The organism is Citromicrobium bathyomarinum (assembly GCA_001306305.2).
In the GTDB taxonomy this organism is placed as follows: domain Bacteria; phylum Pseudomonadota; class Alphaproteobacteria; order Sphingomonadales; family Sphingomonadaceae; genus Alteriqipengyuania; species Alteriqipengyuania bathyomarina.
Genome location: CP155577.1, coordinates 948,811 through 966,156, shown reverse-complemented (window position 1 = coordinate 966,156; position 17,346 = coordinate 948,811). Strand labels below are relative to the sequence as shown.

The 17,346-nt window shown below is 64.8% G+C and carries 21 protein-coding genes; 13 read left to right on the top strand and 8 right to left on the bottom strand.

Translation table 11 applies throughout. From position 1 onward, the window contains the following. Positions 1-117: 117 nt before the first annotated feature. Positions 118-1,296 (bottom strand): acyl-CoA dehydrogenase family protein, encoded by a 1,179-nt coding sequence (locus VO57_004970; GenBank protein XBL70698.1) that lies wholly within the window; start codon positions 1,294-1,296, stop codon positions 118-120. A gap of 228 nt (positions 1,297-1,524) precedes the next feature. On the opposite strand from VO57_004970, the gene VO57_004965 reads away from it, so the two are divergent. The 8 genes from VO57_004965 (at position 1,525) to VO57_004930 (ending at position 8,565) form a co-directional block, all read left to right on the top strand. After that, the gene (locus tag VO57_004965) at positions 1,525-2,961 is read left to right on the top strand and encodes an MFS transporter (GenBank protein XBL70697.1); all 1,437 of its coding nucleotides are present in this window, start codon (positions 1,525-1,527) and stop codon (positions 2,959-2,961) included. Between the two features lie 111 nt (positions 2,962-3,072). Continuing rightward, positions 3,073-4,365, top strand: coding sequence for an acyl-CoA dehydrogenase family protein (locus tag VO57_004960; protein ID XBL70696.1), 1,293 nt, complete (start codon positions 3,073-3,075; stop codon positions 4,363-4,365). 69 nt (positions 4,366-4,434) lie between these two features. Continuing rightward, positions 4,435-5,520 carry a Zn-dependent alcohol dehydrogenase gene (locus VO57_004955; GenBank protein XBL70695.1) on the top strand — a complete coding sequence of 362 codons (1,086 nt, stop codon included), beginning with the start codon at positions 4,435-4,437 and terminating at the stop codon, positions 5,518-5,520. Positions 5,521-5,776: 256 nt separating this feature from the next. Beyond that, on the top strand, positions 5,777-6,820 hold the full coding sequence (locus tag VO57_004950) for a phosphotransferase family protein (protein ID XBL71287.1): 1,044 nt from the start codon (positions 5,777-5,779) through the stop codon (positions 6,818-6,820). A gap of 85 nt (positions 6,821-6,905) precedes the next feature. After that, positions 6,906-7,727 (top strand): 2,3,4,5-tetrahydropyridine-2,6-dicarboxylate N-succinyltransferase, encoded by an 822-nt coding sequence (gene dapD, locus VO57_004945; protein XBL70694.1) that lies wholly within the window; start codon positions 6,906-6,908, stop codon positions 7,725-7,727. 69 nt (positions 7,728-7,796) lie between these two features. Next, a complete protein-coding gene (locus VO57_004940) occupies positions 7,797-8,111 on the top strand; it encodes a hypothetical protein (protein XBL70693.1) in 315 nt (104 codons plus the stop codon). Between the two features lie 21 nt (positions 8,112-8,132). Continuing rightward, entirely contained in the window at positions 8,133-8,363 is a 231-nt protein-coding gene (locus VO57_004935; protein ID XBL70692.1) for a DUF2945 domain-containing protein, read from the top strand. 10 nt (positions 8,364-8,373) lie between these two features. Continuing rightward, positions 8,374-8,565, top strand: a complete 192-nt coding sequence (locus tag VO57_004930) for a DUF3008 family protein (GenBank protein XBL70691.1) — start codon at positions 8,374-8,376, stop codon at positions 8,563-8,565. Positions 8,566-8,580: 15 nt separating this feature from the next. Here VO57_004930 and VO57_004925 read toward each other — a convergent pair whose 3' ends face one another. After that, positions 8,581-9,840 carry a dipeptidase gene (locus tag VO57_004925; GenBank protein ID XBL70690.1) on the bottom strand — a complete coding sequence of 420 codons (1,260 nt, stop codon included), beginning with the start codon at positions 9,838-9,840 and terminating at the stop codon, positions 8,581-8,583. A gap of 69 nt (positions 9,841-9,909) precedes the next feature. Here VO57_004925 and VO57_004920 point away from each other — a divergent pair, with 69 nt between their 5' ends. Continuing rightward, a complete protein-coding gene (locus VO57_004920) occupies positions 9,910-10,341 on the top strand; it encodes a cupin domain-containing protein (protein XBL70689.1) in 432 nt (143 codons plus the stop codon). A 4-nt stretch (positions 10,342-10,345) separates the two neighbouring features. Beyond that, positions 10,346-10,747, top strand: coding sequence for a hypothetical protein (locus VO57_004915; protein ID XBL70688.1), 402 nt, complete (start codon positions 10,346-10,348; stop codon positions 10,745-10,747). On the opposite strand, the gene VO57_004910 is transcribed toward VO57_004915, so the two are convergent. Next, positions 10,744-11,322, bottom strand: a complete 579-nt coding sequence (locus tag VO57_004910) for a YbhB/YbcL family Raf kinase inhibitor-like protein (protein XBL70687.1) — start codon at positions 11,320-11,322, stop codon at positions 10,744-10,746. The genes VO57_004915 and VO57_004910 overlap by 4 nt on opposite strands. 174 nt (positions 11,323-11,496) lie before the next feature. On the opposite strand from VO57_004910, the gene VO57_004905 reads away from it, so the two are divergent. Continuing rightward, positions 11,497-12,921 carry a S41 family peptidase gene (locus VO57_004905; protein XBL70686.1) on the top strand — a complete coding sequence of 475 codons (1,425 nt, stop codon included), beginning with the start codon at positions 11,497-11,499 and terminating at the stop codon, positions 12,919-12,921. Positions 12,922-12,933: 12 nt separating this feature from the next. Here VO57_004905 and VO57_004900 read toward each other — a convergent pair whose 3' ends face one another. Beyond that, a complete protein-coding gene (locus tag VO57_004900) occupies positions 12,934-13,317 on the bottom strand; it encodes a response regulator (GenBank protein ID XBL70685.1) in 384 nt (127 codons plus the stop codon). Continuing rightward, positions 13,314-14,390: a PAS domain-containing protein gene (locus VO57_004895; protein ID XBL70684.1), complete on the bottom strand. Its 1,077-nt coding sequence runs from the start codon at positions 14,388-14,390 to the stop codon at positions 13,314-13,316. Before VO57_004895 ends, VO57_004900 begins: the two co-directional genes overlap by 4 nt. 156 nt (positions 14,391-14,546) lie before the next feature. On the opposite strand from VO57_004895, the gene VO57_004890 reads away from it, so the two are divergent. Next, positions 14,547-14,891 (top strand): DUF962 domain-containing protein, encoded by a 345-nt coding sequence (locus VO57_004890; GenBank protein ID XBL70683.1) that lies wholly within the window; start codon positions 14,547-14,549, stop codon positions 14,889-14,891. Here the strand turns inward: VO57_004890 and VO57_004885 are convergent. After that, positions 14,888-15,313, bottom strand: a complete 426-nt coding sequence (locus tag VO57_004885) for a hypothetical protein (protein ID XBL70682.1) — start codon at positions 15,311-15,313, stop codon at positions 14,888-14,890. The two genes, VO57_004890 and VO57_004885, sit on opposite strands and share 4 nt — an antisense overlap. A 172-nt stretch (positions 15,314-15,485) precedes the next feature. Between VO57_004885 and VO57_004880 the strand changes: the two genes are divergently transcribed. Continuing rightward, positions 15,486-16,010 carry a hypothetical protein gene (locus tag VO57_004880; protein ID XBL70681.1) on the top strand — a complete coding sequence of 175 codons (525 nt, stop codon included), beginning with the start codon at positions 15,486-15,488 and terminating at the stop codon, positions 16,008-16,010. A 78-nt stretch (positions 16,011-16,088) separates the two neighbouring features. Here the strand turns inward: VO57_004880 and VO57_004875 are convergent, their stop codons facing one another. Both VO57_004875 and VO57_004870 read right to left on the bottom strand, forming a co-directional pair. After that, complete coding sequence (locus VO57_004875; GenBank protein ID XBL70680.1) at positions 16,089-16,673, bottom strand: fasciclin domain-containing protein; 585 nt, start codon at positions 16,671-16,673, stop codon at positions 16,089-16,091. A 142-nt stretch (positions 16,674-16,815) separates the two neighbouring features. After that, on the bottom strand, positions 16,816-17,223 hold the full coding sequence (locus VO57_004870; GenBank protein ID XBL70679.1) for a DUF6491 family protein: 408 nt from the start codon (positions 17,221-17,223) through the stop codon (positions 16,816-16,818). Positions 17,224-17,346: the final 123 nt, after the last annotated feature.

The following is a 17,346-nucleotide window of genomic DNA, read 5'->3' as shown; positions in this document are numbered from 1 at the left end:
GGGGAGAGGGCCGGGGAGTGGGGACTGGCCCTTCCCGGCCCTTAAAGTTTATGATCCAGGGAGCGTAGCCGCCCCCTCTCCCAACCCTCTCCCCTGAAGGAGAGAGGGCTTTTCTCGTTACGCGCCCGGCAGTTCGAGGATGCGCTTGGCGACCACGTTGAGCATCACCTCGCTGGTGCCGCCCTCGATCGAGTTCGCCTTGGTGCGCAGCCAGCTGCGCGCGGGCTTGCCGTGCTCGGTCTCTTCGCTTTCCCATTCGAGAGCGTGGCTGCCGCCGGCCGCCATCAGCAGCTCGTGCCGGCGCTTGTTGAGCTCGGTCCCGGCATATTTGAGCATGTTGGGCTGCGCAGGGTGGCCCTTGCCCACCTTCACCTCGTCGAGGAACTTCTCGCTCATCGCGGTAAACGCCAGCGCATCGACATCGAACAGCGCCATTTCGGCGCGCAGCACGGGGTCGAGCTCGCCCTGGCGGCTGGTCACCGCGCCCAGCGAAGAGGCACGGTCGCCGCCGCCGGTGGCGGAGATCATCTCGCGCTCATGGCCCAGCAGGTACTTGGCGACATCCCAGCCGCGATTGATCTCGCCGACATAGGCCGGGATATCCTCGCCGTAGGACTTGGGCACCTTCACATCGTCCATGAAGGTTTCGCAGAAGGGCGAGTTGCCGCTGATCAGCTTGATCGGCTTGGTCGAGACGCCGTCGCCCGCCATGTCGAACAGCATGAAGGTGATGCCCTGGTACTTGTTGTCCTTGTCCGTACGGACGAGGCAGAAGATCCAGTCGGCTTCGTCGGCGTAGGAGGTCCAGATCTTCTGGCCGTTGACGATCCAGTGATCGCCCTTGTCCTCGCCAAAAGTCTGCATCGAGACCAGGTCCGATCCGCTGCCCGGCTCGCTATAGCCCTGGCACCAGCGAATCTCGCCGCGCGCGATCTCGTTGAGGAAGCGCTGCTTCTGGCCTTCGGTGCCGAAGTGCAGAAGCGCCGGGCCGAGCATCCAGATGCCGAAGCTGTGCAGCGGGCTGCGCGCGTCGATTCGCGCCATTTCCTCGCGCAGCACCTTGGCTTCCGCGGGCGAAAGCCCGGCGCCGCCATATTCCTTTGGCCATGCCGGGACGGTGTAGCCCTTGTCGCGGCACGCCTCGAACCAGGCCTTCTGCGCCTCGTTCTTGAAGGTGGCGTTGCGCCCGCCCCAATAAACGTCTTTCTCGTCTTCGGCGGGCTTGCGCATTTCGGGCGGGCAGTTGGCTTCGAGCCAGCTGCGCGTTTCCGCGCGGAATTGCTCCAGATCGGCCATGTATCTCTCTCCTCGGGATGCGGCGGAGCGGTGTGAGGCTCTCGCCGCCGGTGCTTTTGCTGACGCCTACGTAAGGCCAAGCGAGGCTCCGCCGCAAGCGTACTTTCGTAAAACCGGTATGCCGTAGCGGCAGAGCGATTGCGCTTGCGCGCCCGCCCGCAACCCCTACTGTTCCGTAAACGTCAAAGGCGGCGCGAAGAAGCTCCGCACGGGAGAGATTCGCACTTCATGGCCTTCACGCAAGGACCGGTTCCGCTTCGCATCAAGCTGATTCAGGGCGTGGGAGCGATGGCCTTCGGAGTGAAGGACAGCGGTTTTTCCTTCTTCCTGCTGATCTTCTACAATCAGGTGCTGGGCATGGACGCGGGGCTGGTAGGCCTCGCGCTGGCACTGGCTTTGCTGGTCGACGCGGTCGCGGATCCATTCATCGGCTATTTCTCCGACCGGACCTATACCAAGTGGGGCCGCCGTCTCCCGTGGCTCTACATCGCACCCTTTCCGCTCGCAGTGGCGTGGATCATGCTGTGGTCCCCGCCCGGCGGTGAGGCGCCCAGCTTCCTCGGCCTGCTGGGCATTGCGGTCGGTGTGCGGCTGCTCTTGTCTGCCTGCGAGGTGCCTCAGGTGAGCCTCGTGCCCGAGATCACGACCGACTACGACGAGCGGACCACGCTGTTCCGTTACCGCTATCTGATGGGATGGAGCGGCGGTATCGTGATGATGATCCTCGCCTACACCGTGTTCATGCGCGGGCCCGACGGGATCCTGGAAGCGGACGGCTATGTCGGCTTCGGAATCGCAGGCGGGCTTCTGATGATAGCCTCGGTCATCGGGTCGGCGATCGGTCTGCATACACTGGTGGCGCATCCTCCGCCCGATCGCCCGCCGCCATTCCGGTGGCTGGACGCTTTTGCCGAGATCAAGCAGGCTTTCAGCGAGAAGGCATTCCTGATCTTCGCCGCGGGCGCCATGGCGGCCTATATCAGCCAGGGCACGACCTTCTCCATCTCGCAATATGTCAACGCCTTCGTCTGGCAGTTCGACGAGCGGGCGTTCCAGGCCTACCCGGTGGTGCTGTTCTTCAGCGCGCTGCTGATGTTCGTCGTGGTGAGCCCGCTGCACCGGCGCCTCGGCAAGCCGCATACGGCCGCCTATGGTGCGCTGGCGGCGTTCGGGTTTGCCTTCACGCCCTACGCCCTGTTTCTGGCTGGTGCGTGGCCGGAGGCCGGAACGTTGCCGTCGACCGCGCTGTTTTATTGCTTCCTGTTCCTCGGCAACACCTCCGGGATCGTGTCGATGATCTCCGCCACATCGATGGTCGCCGAGATTATCGAGGTGTACGAGGAACGCACGGGCGAGCGGGCCGAAGGCAAGTTCTACGCGGGCAACTGGCTGATCCAGAAATGCGCGACGGGCGCAGGGATTTTCATTTCCGGGCAAATCATCGCGCTGGCGCAACTGCCCACCGACGCGCGGCCCGGCACGGTCTCGATGGACGTGCTCACCCCGATGATCCTCCTCTATGGCCTCGTTTCGCTGATCCTTGCCGCTACGGCTGCCTTCTGGCTGGCGCGGTTCCCCATCACGCGAGAGAGCCACGAGGCACGGCTCGCCCTGCTCGACGATGCGGCGCGCACCGATCCGACGGGAGAAGTTTTGCGTCCCTGAGGACCCACAACACGACGATTGCAGGGTTGGCGCAGGCGCGCGGCTCTGCCACGAGGCGTTTCGACTGCATACCTGATATTCGAAGATAGACCGAAGCAAGAGAGGCAAGACATGGATTTCCAACCGACCGAACGGCAAAGCCACTGGCGCGACCGGGTGCGCGACTTCATCGAGAAGGAAGTGCGCCCCGCCGTCCCCACCTACAAGGCGCAGGACGCCGAGGGCGATCGCTGGAAGGTCATTCCGGTGGTCGAGGAGCTGAAGGAAAAGGCCAAAGCCAAGGGCCTGTGGAACATGTTCATGCCCCCGCGCAATGACAGCCACCATCATGTCGATGAGACCTTCGAGTTCGAAGGCCCCGGCCTCACCAACCTCGAATATGCGATGGTCGCCGAGGAACTGGGCCGCATCGGCTTCGCCAGCGAAACGATGAACTGCTCCGCCCCCGACACCGGCAACATGGAAGTGCTCCACCGCTACGGCACGCGCGAGCAGAAGGAACAGTGGCTGGCCCCGCTGATGGCCGGCGAGATCCGCAGCGCCTTCCTGATGACCGAACCGCAGGTCGCCAGCTCGGACGCGACCAATATCGAAACCTCGATCATCCGCGAAGGTGACGAATACGTCATCAACGGTCGCAAGTGGTGGAGCTCGGGTGCGGGCGATCCGCGCTGCAAGGTCGCGATCGTGATGGGCAAGAGCGATACCAGCGCCCAGCGTCACCAGCAGCAGTCCATGATCCTGATGCCGATGGATGCCGAAGGCGTCACCATCGAACGCTTCCTGCCGGTGTTCGGCTACGACGATGCGCCGCACGGCCATATGGAAATCACCCTGAAGAATGTCCGCGTTCCCGCCTCCAACATGCTGCTGGGCGAAGGGCGCGGGTTCGAGATCGCGCAGGGCCGCCTCGGGCCGGGCCGGATCCATCACTGCATGCGCACCATCGGCGTTGCGGAAGAAGCGCTGGAGAAGATGTGCAAGCGCCTCCAGGCGCGCGAAGCCTTCGGCAAGCCGATCTACAAGCACTCGATCTGGGAACAGCGCGTCGCGCAGGCCCGCATCGACATCGAGATGACGCGCCTGCTGTGCCTCAAGGCCGCCGACATGATGGACAAGGTCGGCAACAAGGCCGCCAAGCAGGAAATCGCGATGATCAAGGTCGCTGCGCCCACGATGGCGCTCAAGATCATCGACGATGCGATCCAGGCGCATGGCGGTGCCGGCGTGGCGGACGACTTCGGCCTCGCGCAGGCCTACGCCCACCAGCGCACGCTGCGTCTGGCGGACGGCCCGGACGAGGTTCACGCACGCTCCATCGCGCGCATGGAATTCGCCCGGCACGCGCCGAGCGAGGACGAGATGGAAACCTACAGCTCGGGCGACATGGGCGCGACGCGCTAACGCTCGAAGCAACACTACCGCTCGCCCTGACAGGCTCAGGGCGAGCGGAAAAATCACACGGAGTTGAGAATGGCGAAGGCTGCAATCCTCGAAAAGCCCAGCGAACCGATGGTGATCGGCGAGATCGAACTTGCCGAACCCGCCCCGCACGAGGTTCTGATCGACACCAAGGCGTGCGGCCTGTGCCATTCGGACCTGCACTTCATCGACGGTGCCTATCCGCATGCGCTGCCGCTGGTGCCCGGGCACGAAGCGGCGGGCGTGGTCCGCGCGGTGGGCAGCGAAGTGACGATGGTGAAGCCGGGCGACCATGTCGTCTCGTGCCTCAGCGCGTTCTGCGGCCAGTGCGAATTCTGCGTCACCGGCCGCATGGCGCTGTGCCTCGGTCAGGGAACCCGGCGCGGCAAGGGTGCGGCCCCGCGCCTTTCCCGGGGCGGCGAGCCTGTGCAGCAGTTGCTCAACCTGTCGGCCTTTGCCGAACAGATGCTGATCCACGAACATGCCTGCGTAGCGATCGACAAGGACATGCCGTTCGACCGGGCCGCCGTGCTCGGCTGCGCGGTGACCACCGGTGCGGGCACCATCTTCAACGCGATCAAGCTGACGCCGGGTGAGAGCGTCGCGGTGATCGGCTGCGGCGGCGTCGGCCTTGCAGCGATCAACGCGGCCAAGATCGCGGGCGCAGGCATGATTATCGCCGCCGACCCGCTGCCCGAGAAGCGCGCGCTCGCCGAAACGCTGGGCGCGACACACACGATCGACGCGCTGGCGGAAGATGCCGCTTCGCAGATCGTCAAGCTGTCGGGTGGCGGCGTGCATTACGGCATCGAAGCGGTCGGACGGCAGGCGAGCGCGGATCTCGCGGTCGCATCGCTCCGCCGCGGCGGCACCGCCGTGGTCCTCGGCATGATGCCGCTGGACTGCAAGGTCGGGCTCGGCGCGATGGACCTGCTCGGCGGCAAGAAGCTGATGGGCGCAATCATGGGGATGAACCACTTCCCGGTCGATCTCCCGCGCCTCGTCGACTTCTACCTGCGTGGCCTGCTCGACCTCGACACGATCATTGCCGAACGGATCGCACTGGAAGACATCAACGCCGGGTTCGACAAGCTTCGCGAAGGGCACAGCGCCCGCAGCATCGTGGTGTTCGACTGACGGTTACGGGACCGCGCCTGTCCTACACCGGGCTGGCGCGTTAAAACCTGCGTCGGACAGATCATCCGGCGCAGGGTGATGAATTTTGAAAGGTGACACTTGCCGCTCTCGTTTGCGGTCCGGCCCGGCGAAATAGTGCGACTGCACGCCATGACCGGAATTTCGCGAACGGGCGCGGTACAGGTGCCAGCATAGAGACTGGCCGCCATTGGTTTAGGAGAGGAAGTTCGTGGCAGCTATCGACTACGAGAAGGAAATGGTCGGCACGGTCGACGTGCCCGAGGCCGACAAGCTGGACGAAGCGGCGCTGACCGCGTGGTTCGAGGCGAATGTGGAGGACTTCGAAGGGCCCCTCACCCTCTCGAAATTCAAGGGCGGCCAGTCCAACCCGACCTACAAGGTGGCGACTTCCAGCCGCAATTACGTGCTGCGCCGCCAGCCCTTCGGCAAGCTGCTGCCATCGGCCCACGCGGTCGACCGCGAGTACACCGTGATGAGCGCGCTTGGGCCCACCGGCTTCCCCGTGCCGCGCACCTTCGGGCTGTGCGAAGACGGCGACGTGATCGGCTCCAAGTTCTTCGTCATGGAACTGATCCAGGGCCGCAACCTGTGGAACGGCGCCCTGCCCGACTACCAGCCGGACGAGCGGCGCGAGATCTACCACGCGATGGTCGACACCCTGGCCGATCTGCACACCACCGATCCCAAGAAGATCGGCCTTGGCGACTACGGCAAGCCGCAGGATTACTGCGCGCGCCAGATCGCCCGCTGGACCAAGCAGTACAAGCTCTCCGAAACCGAAGAGATTCCGGAGATGGAGGCGCTGATCGCGTGGCTGCCCGAGACCGTGCCCGAACAGCACGCCAGCGGGATCGTGCACGGCGACTACCGGCTCGACAACATGATCTTCCATGCAGACGAGAACCGCGTTGCCGCGGTGCTCGACTGGGAGCTGTCGACGCTGGGCGATCCGATCGCGGATTTCAGCTACTTCGTGCTCAACTGGCACAACCCGTCCGACGGTCGGGCCGGGCTCGGCGGGAAAGACCTGAAGGCGCTGGGCATCCCCACCGCGGAGGAAGTCACCCAGCGCTATGTCGAACGGACCGGCTACCCGGTGCCCGACATGGACTGGTACTTCGCGTTCAACCTGTTCAAGTTTGCCGGGATCATCCAGGGCATCAAGAAGCGCGTGATCGACGGCACTGCCTCGTCAGCGCATGCCAAGCAGATGAGCGAGCGGGTGCGCCCGCTGGTGCAGTCCGCCTACGACTTCGCCAAGCGCGCCGGGCTCGACTGAGCGGGCGCGCTTCACAACCGCGCAGGGGCTCGCTAGCAGGCATGGCGAAGACGGGGCCGATCCCCGGTGCAGGAGTGATTTGAGGATGAGCGACGAACACCGGCAGGTGATCGAACAGGCATGGGAGAACCGCGATTCTCTCGATACCGGCGATATAGACCTGCGCGAAGCGGTCGAAAGTGCGATTACCAGCCTCGACGAAGGCAGCGCGCGGGTTGCGGAGCCTGACGGCAATGGCGGCTGGCAGGTCAACCAGTGGCTGAAGAAGGCCGTGCTGCTCTCGTTCCGCCTGTCGGACAACCGGGTGATGGACGGCGCGGTCGGCTCGCCCGCGTTCGACAAGGTGCCCAGCAAGTTCGCCGGCTGGGGCGAAGCGCGCTTCCGCGAAGCGGGTTTCCGCGTCGTGCCCGGTGCGATCGCGCGGCGCGGCAGCTTCATCGGCAAGAACTGCGTGCTGATGCCCAGCTTCACCAATATCGGTGCCTATGTGGGTGAAAACACCATGCTGGACACCTGGGCCAGCGTCGGCAGCTGCGCGCAGGTCGGCGCGAACTGCCACATCTCCGCCGGCACAGGGATCGGCGGCGTGCTCGAACCGCTGCAGGCCAACCCGACGATCATCGGCGACAACTGCTTCATCGGCGCGCGCTCCGAAATCGTCGAGGGCGTGATCGTGGGCGAAGGCTGCGTGGTCGCGATGGGCGTGTTCATCACCCAGTCGACGAAGATCGTGGTGCGCGACACGGGCGAAGTGCTGCGCGGACACATCCCGCCTTATTCGGTGGTGGTGCCGGGCAGCCTTCCGGGCAAGGATGGCGGGCCGTCGCTGGCATGTGCGGTGATCGTCAAGACGGTCGACGCACAGACTCGCGAGAAGACCGGCATCAACGAATTGCTGCGCGACTGATCGGCAGTCAAGGAACCGCGCGGCAGACGAGCCGTTGGTTATTTTCGGTGGACGGAAAGGTAATTTGAGATGACTGATAACCGCGATAGCAAAGTTCGTATCGACGAAGAAGACGTCAGCGGCGGCAGCAAGGAAGGCGTCGTGCGCTGGGTTCTGGGCATCGGCCTGCTTCTCGCGATCGTGCTGCTGTCGGTCATCTGGATCGTCCCCGCACTGATGCAGGGCGATGCTGAGGAAGAGGCCACGATGACGGGTACGATGGAAGCACGCGGTGCGCCCATCGGCAGCGACACGGACGGCATCATCGAAGAAGCTCCGGGCGACGAAGGCGTTGCCGAGGAACCGGCGGCCAACGACGAAGTTGTTGCTACCGAACAGGAATAACCGGCCAGGAGCCCCGATTTCATGAGCAATACGAACAGCTTCCAGAGCGATCAGTATGTGCAGTGGGATTGGGGCAACGGCACTGCCAAGGGCCAGATCAAGGAGCGTTTCGAACGCGAGGTGACCCGCACCCTGCAGGGCAGCGAGATCACCAGGAATGGCTCCCAAGACGACCCCGCCTACCTCATCAAACAGGATGATGGCGACGAAGTGCTCAAGCTGGGCTCCGAAATCGAAGCACAAGACAGCTGAGGATCACGCCATGCCCAAGGCCAAATCGAAGAAGCAGCAACAGGCGGCAGGCGCCGCCCTCTCCGCCAAGCGCGGCGAGACGGACAAGTCCGACCTTCAGGGCGCGTCTGTCGGCATGTACGAAAGCATGACCGAGGACGAGCTGGAGGAAATGGCCTCCACCGATCGCGAAGACCTGCCCGAGGAAGTCGACGGAGACTGAACGGGCCGGCCCTCCTTACTCCCCGCCGCCCGTGGGGTACTCGTAGGGCGGCACATCGGCCATCGCGGCGCTGGTCGCCTCGACCCCGCGCATCACCCGCATCATGTTGCGGAGGCTGATCTTCTCCAGATCCTCCTGCGAGTATCCACGCCCCGCCAGTTCGGTGAACAGAGCGGGGTATGTCGAGACATCCTCCAGCCCCTCAGGCCCGAAAGGAATGCCATCGTAGTCGCCGCCGATCCCGATCGCGTCGATCCCGGCAATCTTGCGCACGTGATCGATATGGTCGGCCATGTCGGCAATATTGGCGGGCGGATAGGGGTTGGCCATGTCCCACGCAGACATGCCTGCCGCAACCGCATCGGGCTGCCCCTGCCAGAGCGCCTTGAGCCGCGCCTCCTCGGCATCGCGCTGCGCGTTCCACACCCGCGCGTCCTCGCTGATGAAGCCGGGCACCGCGGTGACCATGATGATCCCGCCGTTCTCGCGCAGACGCCGCAGCACCGCATCGGGCACGTTGCGCGCGTGGCCGTTGATCGCGCGGGCGGAGGAATGGCTGAAGATCACCGGCGCGCGGCTCACATCCAGCGCGTCCATCATCGTCTTCTCGGACACGTGGCTGAGGTCGACCACCATCCCGATCCGGTTCATCTCGCGCACCAGATCCTTGCCGAAATCGGTCAGCCCGCCATGCTCGGGATCATCGGTCGCGCTGTCCGCCCACGGCGTGTTGCGGCTGTGCGTCAGCGTCATGTAGCGCGCGCCCAGATCGTACATCTGGCGCAGTACGGCGAGGCTCGACCCGATCGAATGGCCGCCCTCCATCCCGATAAGACCGGCGATCCTGCCTTGCGCCCGCGCCGCCTCGACATCATCGGCACTCAGCGCCAGCGTCATGTCGTCCGGGTAAAGTGCGATCAGCCGCTTGGCGACGTCGATCTGCTCCAGCGTCATCTGCACCGCTTCGGGTTCGTCGAGCGAGGCGGGAACGTAGACCGACCACCACTGCGCGCCGACATGCCCGGCCCGCAACCGCGCGAGATCGGTATGCATCGCGTTGCGCGTCTCGGTCTTCGTCGCGCGGGTATTGGTGAAGTCGAACTCGCCGAGCTCGTTGCCGAAGCGGCTGCGCAGCTGGATCGGCACGTCGTTGTGCCCATCCCACACCGGCGCGGCTTCAAGGGCGGCCTGCGCGATCTCTTCGGGCGTCTGCGCCAGCGCGGGTGCGCACAAAAGCGCTGCGAGAGCGGAAGCGGTGGCGAAACGGCGCAGCATGTGGTGACTCCCCTGCATCTGTCGGCCTAGGCATACCGACGCAGCAGCAAAAAGGAAGATGGACGCCCCATGACCAGTGCCCGCGACATGATCGAGCGCCACGGCCTCGCCCCCCATCCCGAAGGCGGCTGGTACCGCGAGACCTTCCGCGCAGGTGAGAAGGATGGCCGGTCGAGCGCGACCATGATCCACTTCCTGCTGGAGGCCGGACAGGCATCGCACTGGCACCGCGTCGATGCGGACGAGCTATGGCTGTGGCACGCGGGCGACCCGCTGGCGCTCAGGGTCGCGGAAACCGAGGATGCAGCGGTCGAGACGATCGTGCTGGGTGACGCGAACGCGCCGCAATGGCAGGGCGTGGTGCCGCAAGGCCAGTGGCAGGCGGCGCTGCCCCTGCCCGGATCGCACGGCTACGCGTTCGTCTCATGCGTCGTCGCGCCGGGCTTCTCCTTCGACGGGTTCGAACTCGCACCGCCCGGCTGGGCGCCGAAGCGGGCCTGAGGCGATGGCCCGCACCGCAATCCGCTGGTTCCTCACGCTCGCCTACCTCGCCGCGGGCATCCTGCACGTCACAGTGCCCGGCCCGTTCCTGTCGATCATGCCCGGCTTCGTGCCGCTGCCCGAGGCGGTGGTGTTCGCCACCGGAGTTGCCGAAATCCTCGGCGCCATCGCGCTTGCGCAGCCCGTCTCGCCTGCGCTGAGAGCGGCCGGAGGCATCGGGCTGGCGCTTTACGCGCTGTGCGTATGGCCGGCGAACGTCCAGCACATGATCACAGACCTCGCCAGCGCCGATGGCGGCCTCGGCCTCGGCTATCACATCCCGCGCATGTTCGCGCAGCCGGTCATCATCTGGGCCGCGCTGTGGGCCAGCCGGGTGATCGACTGGCCCTTCGCGAAGCGGGTCTAGGCGTCGTCTTCGAAGTCGCCCAGATCCTCTTCATCCGAACCGCTGTAGCTCGCTGAGAGCACGCAGGCAGCCATCACATGGCCTTCCATCGCGGCGAACAGCTCCGCCTTGCCCGCGCCGGGCATCAGCGCGATCGGCAGGTCGAGCGCGAACAGCTGGAACACGAAGCAGTGCGGCGCGCCATCGGGATCGACCTTGGGCAGCAGCCATTCGGAATTGCCCTGGTCGTTCTTACCCGTGCGCGGCGGGGTCTCGCCCTCCAGCAGCTTGCCGTTCTGCGCGGGCAGGCCCCAGACCAGCCAGTGGCAGGTCGGATCGGCCTGGCTCGCATCCTCGACCACAAGAACCAATTCCTCCGCGCCCTTGGGCGGTGCGGTCCATTCCATCGGCGGCGCAACCGCGTCTTCTTCATCCGCGGTGAAGCACGGGTCGAGCTCCTCGCCCTGCCCGAAGGCGGGGCTGGTGAGGGAAAAGCCGTTGCGCCCGATCGTCTCGCGCTTTGCGAATCGCGCGATCGCAAGCTTGGCATTGGCAGGGCAAGACGAGGGCAGAACTGCGGAAAGCCAGTCGGTCATGGGTCGGTGAATCTCCTTTGTTCCCCCCCGGGTAGGCGTTTGCGGCGATCGATGTAAGGGCCCGGCGCTCGCTCGCTAGTGAAGAGCACCGCGCGCACGGGGCTTTTCGAGATAGACAAGCAAGGGCGCTGGGGAATATCCCGTGGATACGGGAAGTTGAGAGGAAAATAAGCAATGTCGATCGGTCGCACCTCGCTTGCACTGGCACTCGCCGGGACGCTTGTTGCCTGCGGAGGTGGCGGCGGCAATTCGTCGCCCGCAACGGGAGGCACGCCTACACCGAGCCCGGCGACCTCGGCCTGCTCGCTCGAGAACCGCAAGGCATGGGTGCTCGACCAGCTGCGCACCTATTACCTGTTCCCCGACCTGCTCGATACCGGCGTAAACCCGGCGGCCTATCCGACCGTGCAATCCTATATCGACGCGCTGGTTGCCCCTGCCCGCGCGCTGGGCCGCGACCGCTCATTCACCTACATCACGTCGATCGAGGAAGAGACCCGGCTGATCAATTCGGGGGCCTCGGCAGGCTTCGGGATCCGTCTGGCCTACGACACCTCGGCGGGAAGGGTGTTCGTGTTGGAGGCGTTCGAAAATGCGCCAGCCTTCGCGCAAGGTTTCGATCGTGGGACCGAGATTTTGGCGGTCAACGGTACCTCCACCGCCAGCCTGCTTGCCTCTGGCGGGCCGCAGGCATTCAGCGATGCGCTGGGGTCCAGCAACCCTGGCGTTACCCGCACCTTCACGATCCGCCAGCCAGACCAGACCGAGGCGACTGTCAGCGTGATCAAGAGCGAGTACGAGCTCGATCCGATCTCCGACCGATACGGTGTGAAGGTGATCGACAATGGCGGCACCCCGGTCGGCTATATCAACCTGCGCACCTTCATCGTCGAAGATGCAGGTACGCAGTTGCGCGCGGCGATCGACGGTTTCCGCCAGCAGGGGATCAGCGAGGTGATCCTCGATTTCCGCTACAATGGCGGCGGGCTCGTCTCGGTGGCGGAAACGCTCGGCGATCTGCTCGGCGCGGACAAGGTAGGCCAGCAATTCAGTCGCACGATCTTCCGCGATTCGCTCTCCAGCAACAACGCGACCAGACTGTTCGAAACCCGGCCTCAGGCCATCGCTGCGACCAAGATCGCGCTGATCGGCACCGGCTCTACCGCTTCGGCGAGCGAACTGGTCGGCAATGCCTTCATCCCATATCTGGGCAACAACACCGCGCTGGTCGGCAGCAACACCTATGGCAAGCCGGTCGGCCAGATCGCGCGCGACAAGGCCGAGTGTGACGACCGCCTGCGCGTGGTCGCGTTCCGCACGGTCAATGCCGCCGGCGGTGGCGATTATTACAATGGCCTCGCGAGCGTCTATCCGCAGACCTGCGCAGCGACGGACGACATCTTCGATCCGTTGGGCTCGGTCGACGAAGCTTCCACCGGTGCGGCGCTAGGCTTCCTGCGCGGAGCAGCGTGCAATGCCATCGGTCAGGCAGGGACGGCAGGCCAGAGCCAGCGCGGACAGATCAAGCAGGTCGAATATCAGGCGATCAGGCCGACCGAGCCGAGCGCGGCCCAATACCGCATCCCCGGGCTGTTCTAGCCCGGGCAGTGTTCAGGATGCCTGGCGGGTTGCGGCAGGCTCTGCGAGTGCGAGCGCCGCATCGACGACCTTGCTGGAGCACGCCGGCTTGGCAATCAAACGCGCGTTGAGCGCGGCAAGCGTGCCTTCCTGCCGGTTGAGGTCGCCCGAGTGCAGGATGTAGGGGATCTCGCGCCGCTCCAGCTCGCGTGCGACCGGCATGCAGGTTTCTCCATCGCGCAGCGTCACGTCGAGCACCGCGCACGAGACACTTCCTTGCGCCTCTATATGCGCCAGCGCCTCGCGCACATTGGTGGCGGTCAGCGGACGGCATTCACGGTCTTCCGCCGCGAATTCGAGATCCATCAGGATCAGCGGTTCGTCATCCAGCAACAGGATGCGGCATCCATCGATCACGTATTGCCCCCTTCGATCGGCACGGTCAGGACTGCGTGCAGCCCCTCCGGCTTCCATTCTCTCTCAATCGTGCCTCGCGCCGCAGCTACCATACGATTCATAATAGTCGCTCCGGTGCCAATATGCGCCGGCGCACCGGAAATTGGTGCCCCGCCGGTTTCGATCCAGGTCAGCACCGCGTTGCCATCGCGCCGCTGCCAGTCGACCGACACCTGCCCGTCATACCCCTCGGCCCAGGCGCCGTAGCGTGTGGCATTGGCCGCCAGCTCATGAAGCACAAGGCCGATCAGCGACATGGCCGAAAATGGTACCTGTGCGCCGTTACCCAGAAACTTCACCCGCTCGTCGACCGCGTAAGGCTCGAGGATCGCCTTCACCGCAGGGCCAAGATCGATCACCCCGACCGATGCTTCGTCCAGGGTCGTCTCATAAGCCCGGCCCAGCGCATGGATGCGGCTGTTTATCTCCGATGTAGTGTCTTCCACCCCGCGCACCCGGCCCATCACGTTGACGATGCCCGATATGACCGAGAACATGTTCTTGATCCGGTGCGACAATTCGCGCGCCATCGCCCGGGCGTGGCGCTCTTCCTCACGCGCGGCGCGCACGTCCGACACGTCCCACTGGCTACCGAAGAAGTAGAGCAGCTTGCCCTGCGCATCGTAGATCGGGCCCAGATGCAGCGCGTTCCAGAACTCGGTGCCGTCCTTGCGGTAGTTGAGCAGTTCGACCACCACCACGTCTTCGTTCTCGATCGCCTCGCGCACCCGAGCAACCTCGGCGCGATCGGTCTTCGGACCTTGCAGGAAGCGGCAGTTGCGACCGAGAATTTCGTCTTCGTCGTAACCGGTCAGCCGGCGGAACGCGCGGTTCGCGAACACGATCGGCTGATCGGGCAGGTTCGGATCGCTCAGGCACACCGCCATCCGCGTCTGCGCCATCGCCTGTTCGAACAGCACGCCCGAGGTGTCGGAGAACCGGTCCTCGTGCCCGACATCCTTCATGTCGCGCCGCGGCCGGGCATTGGGATCGCGTTGCGATGCCTGACTATGTACTTCGGGTCGGTCGGCCATAGGTGTCCGTTAAGCTGGTGCCCGAAGGCTGCGCGCTATTAACATTGATCGCTTGAACGAGCATATTCCGCGCTCGTTCCTGCATTTTCTTCACGCGCATCCCTTTTCGGGCATCTGCGCGCGTCGATGGTTCGGAAGCATCTCGGGGAGGCATTGATGGGCGAGCGCACCTACACCACTTTTGCGGAGTTCTGGCCCTTCTACCTGCGCGAACACAGCCGCCCGGCAACGCGCCGGCTGCACTATGTCGGCACCGGGCTGGTCATCGCGCTTGCGGTTGTCGCCCTGGCGAGCCGCAACTGGTGGCTGCTGCTTGCGCTGCCCGTGGCCGGCTATTTCTTTGCCTGGATCGCGCATTTCCGGGTCGAACGGAACCGCCCGGCGACCTTCACCTATCCGCTGTGGAGCCTGATCGCCGATTTCCGGATGTTCTTCCTGTGGATCACCGGGCGGCTCGGCCCGGAGCTCGATCGCGCAGGCGTGAACCGACCGCAAGGCTAGGGCGCCTCCGGGCCTTCGAAGGGTTGCGCATCGGTCCACGCGCAGCCTTCGCGCGTGTCGTCGCCGATCTTCAGCGTCACCGTGTAGGGATAGGTCCGGTCGCTCATCCCGTCGGAGCAGGCACCCGGCGTTACCGTCATGTCGAACGCCGCCCCGTCGAGCGTGCCGGAGAAGCCGAGCCCGCCCTGCCCGCTGAACCGACGGACAGCAAACCTGACGCCCTCGGTATTCTCGGGTGTCTTGTAGGTCAGGCTCTCCCCGCTCACCTTGCCGCTCCAGAAAGGCTCGGTGCCGGTGAAGCGGATCGTCTCGCTCTTTCCGATGGCGTCGAAACCTTCGGGCGAAGTACCGGGCGCACGCGCTCCGTTCTCGGTCTGGCACGCAGCGAGCAGCAGGGGAATGGCAACAACCAGCAGGCGCATGGGGGTTCCTTTCGGCGAGAGAGGGTGCTTTGTTACTGGCGCATTATCTATCCTGCACCGCAGGAAACGGAAAGCGCGGCCGATCGCAAGACCTTACGGGAACCCCGGAAGGCGCTTGCGTATTGTGATGGCAAAGGAATTCGACGCAGAATTTGTCAGGGAGTACAGCAAGATGCGCGCCTTACCCGGGATCGTTGGAGCAGTCGCGGTAGTCGCGATCGGCGGTGCGGTAGCCGGTGCCGCCATCGATACGACCCCGCGCCAGATCCACGCCGAGACGCCGCTGCCCGGCCCCGGACCGATCGCGATCGACGACAAGCGTCGTGCCCTCGGCGCCGCAGATCACTACCCGCTGAAGGCGAACGGCAAGACCTACGAGGTCGCCGAACTGCGAGAACGCGGGCTGTACAGCCAAGAGCGGTTCGCTCCGCGTTTTGCCTACAGCGAAGCCGGAGCCGAACTTGGCGAGTTCGACTTCGACGCCGCTCAGGCCGAGGCGCTGCGGTGGGAGGCCGAGCAGCGCCGCGCGATCGACCAGCAGCGCAGCTATGCACGTCGGGCACCGCCTCGTCCGGCACCGCGCCGTCCGCTGGAGCTCGACCGGCCCGCCCGTGTCGCCCAGCCTTCGCAAGGACAGGCGATCACCTATGTCTCGCGCCCGGTGGTGCAGGAAACCTCCAGCGCGGCTGCGCGCTGATCGCACAAGCCACCGCTACACACACGAAAAGGGCTCCCGTAACCGGGAGCCCTTCGTCGTTCAGAGGTGCGGATGCGCTTACTGCGGCATCAGCACGGTATCGATCACATGGACCACGCCGTTCGAGGCGTCGATATCGGTCATCGTGACGGTTGCGGTGTTGCCCGCCGCATCTCGCAACACGACATTGTCGCCGTCCATCATCGCGGTAAGCTCTGCACCATTGACGGTGGTCAGCGTGTAACCGTCTTCACCCGCGGCCTCGATCGCTGCAGTCAGCGCGGCTGCATCGGTCGCCCCTTCGACGACATGATAGGTGAGGATGTTGGCCAGGTCTTCCTTGCCTGCTTCGCTCATCAGTTCGTCGCGAGTCGCCTGCGGCACCTTGTCGAAGGCGGCGTTGGTCGGTGCGAACACGGTGTATTCACCGCTCGACAGAGTCTCACCGAGGCCCGCCGTGGTTACCGCTTCGACGAGGGTCGAGAGCTGCGGGTCGGCCTGCGCGACTTCGACGATGGTACCGCTGGCCGCGTCATCGACCGCCATCTGGTCGGCGGCGGTGTCATCGGTCATCGCTGCGTCATCGTTGACGGTGTCGGATTCGGCACATGCGGCGAGCGAGAGCGCGGCGACCGAGGCGAGCGTTAGGGCTAGCTTGTTCATGGGGTTATCGTCCTCTTGGGAGCTTCGTAGACACGTCGCAACCGGTTGGCCGCTCCGTTCTCCCCATCAACGGGCTTGGGCTCGCGATGTTCCGATTCTGGCAAAAATGAGGCATCTGGCCGCAATCCCGCACCAGACGCGATTAATCCTCGATCCGGCCGATCACGCGAACCATGCAGCTGTCGGTGCCGCTCGGCGACGGGACCAGCAGGTTTGCGGTATCCCCGGTGCACAGGTTCGACCCGAAGCGGTTGTCGAGCGCAACTTCGTAGGCAAAGTCGATATCCCGGCAGTTGCTAAGCGTTTCGAGCACAAACCGCTCGTTGGCGCGGGTCTTCACGAAGATCCGCTCATTCCCGTTGGGGGCATCGGGCGCTTCGGAATAGCGATCCGCGTTGCGCATGAAGAAGCACTGATTGCTGGTGTCGAGCCCGGCAAGCGTCTCCTCCGCAGGATCGCCTTGCGCGCTCGCTGGTTCGGGAACGGGTGCGCAGGATGCAAGGACGGTTGCCCCGGCCAGGGCCGTCAGGCAGGCGATTGGATTGTTCATAACGAACCTCCTATGCGGTGCGTAAGCGCGGTTATGCTCTGAAAACGGAAAACCGGCCGCGCGCGTTCCCGCCCGGCCCATTGCCGCTTCCCGCCCAAGCGCGGAGGCCCGGCTGGCGCATGC

What these genes read in the sequence shown, in the direction of transcription:
- VO57_004970 (XBL70698.1), bottom strand. Translation starts at nt 1,296, where the DNA reads ATGGCCGATCTGGAGCAATTCCGCGCGGAAACGCGCAGCTGGCTCGAA.
- VO57_004965 (XBL70697.1), top strand. Translation starts at nt 1,525, where the DNA reads ATGGCCTTCACGCAAGGACCGGTTCCGCTTCGCATCAAGCTGATTCAG.
- VO57_004960 (XBL70696.1), top strand. Translation starts at nt 3,073, where the DNA reads ATGGATTTCCAACCGACCGAACGGCAAAGCCACTGGCGCGACCGGGTG.
- VO57_004955 (XBL70695.1), top strand. Translation starts at nt 4,435, where the DNA reads ATGGCGAAGGCTGCAATCCTCGAAAAGCCCAGCGAACCGATGGTGATC.
- VO57_004950 (XBL71287.1), top strand. Translation starts at nt 5,777, where the DNA reads ATGGTCGGCACGGTCGACGTGCCCGAGGCCGACAAGCTGGACGAAGCG.
- dapD (XBL70694.1), top strand. Translation starts at nt 6,906, where the DNA reads ATGAGCGACGAACACCGGCAGGTGATCGAACAGGCATGGGAGAACCGC.
- VO57_004940 (XBL70693.1), top strand. Translation starts at nt 7,797, where the DNA reads ATGACTGATAACCGCGATAGCAAAGTTCGTATCGACGAAGAAGACGTC.
- VO57_004935 (XBL70692.1), top strand. Translation starts at nt 8,133, where the DNA reads ATGAGCAATACGAACAGCTTCCAGAGCGATCAGTATGTGCAGTGGGAT.
- VO57_004930 (XBL70691.1), top strand. Translation starts at nt 8,374, where the DNA reads ATGCCCAAGGCCAAATCGAAGAAGCAGCAACAGGCGGCAGGCGCCGCC.
- VO57_004925 (XBL70690.1), bottom strand. Translation starts at nt 9,840, where the DNA reads ATGCTGCGCCGTTTCGCCACCGCTTCCGCTCTCGCAGCGCTTTTGTGC.
- VO57_004920 (XBL70689.1), top strand. Translation starts at nt 9,910, where the DNA reads ATGACCAGTGCCCGCGACATGATCGAGCGCCACGGCCTCGCCCCCCAT.
- VO57_004915 (XBL70688.1), top strand. Translation starts at nt 10,346, where the DNA reads ATGGCCCGCACCGCAATCCGCTGGTTCCTCACGCTCGCCTACCTCGCC.
- VO57_004910 (XBL70687.1), bottom strand. Translation starts at nt 11,322, where the DNA reads ATGACCGACTGGCTTTCCGCAGTTCTGCCCTCGTCTTGCCCTGCCAAT.
- VO57_004905 (XBL70686.1), top strand. Translation starts at nt 11,497, where the DNA reads ATGTCGATCGGTCGCACCTCGCTTGCACTGGCACTCGCCGGGACGCTT.
- VO57_004895 (XBL70684.1), bottom strand. Translation starts at nt 14,390, where the DNA reads ATGGCCGACCGACCCGAAGTACATAGTCAGGCATCGCAACGCGATCCC.
- VO57_004890 (XBL70683.1), top strand. Translation starts at nt 14,547, where the DNA reads ATGGGCGAGCGCACCTACACCACTTTTGCGGAGTTCTGGCCCTTCTAC.
- VO57_004885 (XBL70682.1), bottom strand. Translation starts at nt 15,313, where the DNA reads ATGCGCCTGCTGGTTGTTGCCATTCCCCTGCTGCTCGCTGCGTGCCAG.
- VO57_004880 (XBL70681.1), top strand. Translation starts at nt 15,486, where the DNA reads ATGCGCGCCTTACCCGGGATCGTTGGAGCAGTCGCGGTAGTCGCGATC.
- VO57_004875 (XBL70680.1), bottom strand. Translation starts at nt 16,673, where the DNA reads ATGAACAAGCTAGCCCTAACGCTCGCCTCGGTCGCCGCGCTCTCGCTC.
- VO57_004870 (XBL70679.1), bottom strand. Translation starts at nt 17,223, where the DNA reads ATGAACAATCCAATCGCCTGCCTGACGGCCCTGGCCGGGGCAACCGTC.